This is a genomic window from Micrococcus sp. 116 (assembly GCF_902506395.1).
Lineage (GTDB): Bacteria > Actinomycetota > Actinomycetes > Actinomycetales > Micrococcaceae > Micrococcus > Micrococcus luteus.
The window spans coordinates 1-2,474 of sequence record NZ_LR732379.1; the positions used below are offsets into that span (position 1 = coordinate 1).

A 2,474-nucleotide genomic window follows, 5' to 3' on the forward strand; every position below is an offset into this window, starting at 1 on the left:
GTCCACCCCGGCCCTGCATCCCGGCCAGCGCAGCTCCGTGATGATCGTGGACGAGCACCCCGACATGGCCACCGCCATGGAGCGCAGCGTCGCCTGGATCACCGCCCTCGAGTCCGACTACGGCCAGCAGCTCGACACCGACCGCACCGCCCTCTACGCCGTCGCCCACGCCGAAGACCTCACCCCCTCCCTGGACCGCGACACCACCCACGTGGGCAGCACCGGCGTCGCACCGTTTCTCGACGCGATCCTCACCGGCGGCCAGTGGCAGACGCGCGGCGACGACCCCGAGGCGTGGGCACAGACCTACGAGCAGGCCCTGACCACGGCAGCCCCCCACGCCCTGTGCACCGTCTGGGACATCTACCCCCGCCCTTGACCTCACGCCCCCCGGCCGCGAGCGCCCCGCGCTCGCGGCCGGGGGGCGGAGGCCGGGGCCGACCCACCACCACCAAGGAGCGCACCCGTCGTAGGGCGCGGCGCTCGCAGCCCTCGCCAAGGCCGGAAGACCACGGGAGCGGGTTGCGCCCCCACGGGTTGGCATGTATGCTTATTCATGTCAGCAGGGGTTCACCGGAGCCCCAGCCCCCACCATCCAAGGAGGACACGATGACCGCCTCTGAGCTGCTGGCCATGACCGCATCACACCAGGGCGGCCCCGCCGCCACCGCGTTGGCCACCGTGGCCATCCTCGAGGGGACCGCCGTGACCTGGAGGATCACCCTGGCCCGTGCCGGTCAGCTGGAACCCGCCGACGACGAGGTGGATCTGGAGCTGCTGCATCTGCTCGCCGCCGCGCTGGATGCCTTCGCGGGCCGCCTGGCCGACGCCGACGCCGCCGTGCTGATCCTGCGCGGCCCGCTCGCGGGCCAGGAGCTGGCCCACTCCATCCTGGAGCACCAGGACCGGGGTCGGCTCATGCTCACCCGCGCCGTGCTGGATGTGCCCGGCGGGCCGATCGAGCTCCAGGGCTGACCCGCCCCGCGAGCGCCGCCCCGAGGGTGCGGCGCTCGCGGACGCGTGCGGTCGGGGTGGGGTTGCACCCACGAGAGTGGACATGTATAGTTAGTCATGTCAGCAGGGGTTCACCGGAGCCTCAGCCCCCACCGTCCCGAGGAGGACACCATGACCACGACCACCGCGGCGAACATCTGCCAGCACGGGATCGACTTCAACTCCGTGACCACCGAGGGTGAGTGCCCGCACTGCGAGTGGTGCGACACCTGCCGCCGGGTCGCCCTGTGGGACGGGGAGAGCTGCCACGAGTGCGGCCGCGTCTGGGGGTGCCAGGACCACGACAACGCCTTCACTCTCATGCGCCCCCAGGTGGACGCCCTGGTCGCCGCCCTGGCCCACCCGCCGGCGCATCAGTATCCCCACACCGTTCGGATGCGCACCCTCGTGAGCCAGTGCGCGGAGGCCGTGGCCGCGCTGGCTCCGATCCCCCACGGGATCGCCCCCCGCCTGCGCCAGGCCATGCTCGAAGCCACCAAGCGCGCCCTGCTCTACCCCGAGCCCGCCGACACCTCGGAGAACCCCAACCCGTTCGTGGTCGCCCAGATCGACACCAACGAGTGGGCCGTCCTGCGCCAGCACACCGCCACCGCCGGCGGTCTGACCATCGTGGCCCGGATCGGTTCCGACGGATTCGCCCTGCTGTCCTGACACCCCAGGGGCCCTGCGCTCGCGGTCCGCGAGCGTAGGGCCCCGGCGGGGAGGGTCGTTCATCCACCGGGTTGCACACCCATCGCCTTACATGTAAACTTAGTCATGTAAGCGGGGGGTTCACCGGAACCCCGCCCCCACCGAAGGGATCGCCACCATGGCCACCATCACTGCCCAGACCCTCGAGACCATCGCCACCACCGAGGCCGCGGACCCCGCCGAGGCGGCCGCCACCATCCTCCAGGCCCACCCGGAGCTGGCCGAGGCCCTGAACCGCGCGTGGCACACCGTAGGGGACTGACCCCACCCCCCGGCCCCCAGGCGGGGCCGGGGCGGGGCAGGGCCCCAAGCACTCCAGGCACCGGCGCGCGTGCACCCGTTGTGGACAGCACCGCGCCGGTGACCACCCGGCACCTACCCTGGCCGTGATCGGCATCGCTACGCCGCGCTCGCGGACACTTCACCCCCGGGAGGGCCCATGCACGAGGCACACAGCACCATCGACGGACGCCTCTACACCGCTGAGGAGTTCGAGCGGCAGCCCCAGGCGGTCAAGCTCGCCCACCGGCGCAGCCGCTTCACCTGCCCGGTGTGCCAGCAACCGGCGTCCTTCCGCTCACGCTCGCGGGATGGTCGGGCCGCATGCTTCACCGCCCGGCATACCCCCGGGTGTGAGGCCGCGTCGGCCGTGTGGGCTGAGACCCCGGCTCCCGGGGTCCAGACGGTCCCCGAGGTGGACAACACCGGGGCGGTGATCGTGCTCGACTGGGACGGGATCCCCTCCGGCGCCCCGGTCCCCGGTCCGACAC

Annotated in this window: 5 protein-coding genes; all 5 read left to right on the forward strand. The window is 72.4% G+C overall.

Annotated elements, in window-relative coordinates; translation table 11 throughout:
• On the forward strand, positions 1 to 379 hold a 379-nt coding region (locus CITRIK5_RS11895; RefSeq protein ID WP_159833841.1), incomplete at its 5' end, for a hypothetical protein.
• Positions 380 to 609: 230 nt separating this feature from the next.
• Entirely contained in the window at positions 610 to 975 is a 366-nt protein-coding gene (locus tag CITRIK5_RS11900) for a hypothetical protein (RefSeq protein ID WP_159833843.1), read from the forward strand.
• A gap of 150 nt (positions 976 to 1,125) precedes the next feature.
• Positions 1,126 to 1,665, forward strand: coding sequence for a hypothetical protein (locus CITRIK5_RS11905; RefSeq protein ID WP_159833845.1), 540 nt, complete (start codon positions 1,126 to 1,128; stop codon positions 1,663 to 1,665).
• 157 nt (positions 1,666 to 1,822) lie between these two features.
• Positions 1,823 to 1,966 (forward strand): hypothetical protein, encoded by a 144-nt coding sequence (locus CITRIK5_RS11910; RefSeq protein ID WP_159833847.1) that lies wholly within the window; start codon positions 1,823 to 1,825, stop codon positions 1,964 to 1,966.
• A gap of 177 nt (positions 1,967 to 2,143) precedes the next feature.
• On the forward strand, positions 2,144 to 2,474 hold a 331-nt coding region (locus CITRIK5_RS11915; protein ID WP_201294468.1), incomplete at its 3' end, for a hypothetical protein.

Bases quoted from the DNA above. Each gene is read 5' to 3' on its own strand.
- CITRIK5_RS11900 (WP_159833843.1), top strand. From the start codon at position 610: ATGACCGCCTCTGAGCTGCTGGCCATGACCGCATCACACCAGGGCGGC.
- CITRIK5_RS11905 (WP_159833845.1), top strand. From the start codon at position 1,126: ATGACCACGACCACCGCGGCGAACATCTGCCAGCACGGGATCGACTTC.
- CITRIK5_RS11910 (WP_159833847.1), top strand. From the start codon at position 1,823: ATGGCCACCATCACTGCCCAGACCCTCGAGACCATCGCCACCACCGAG.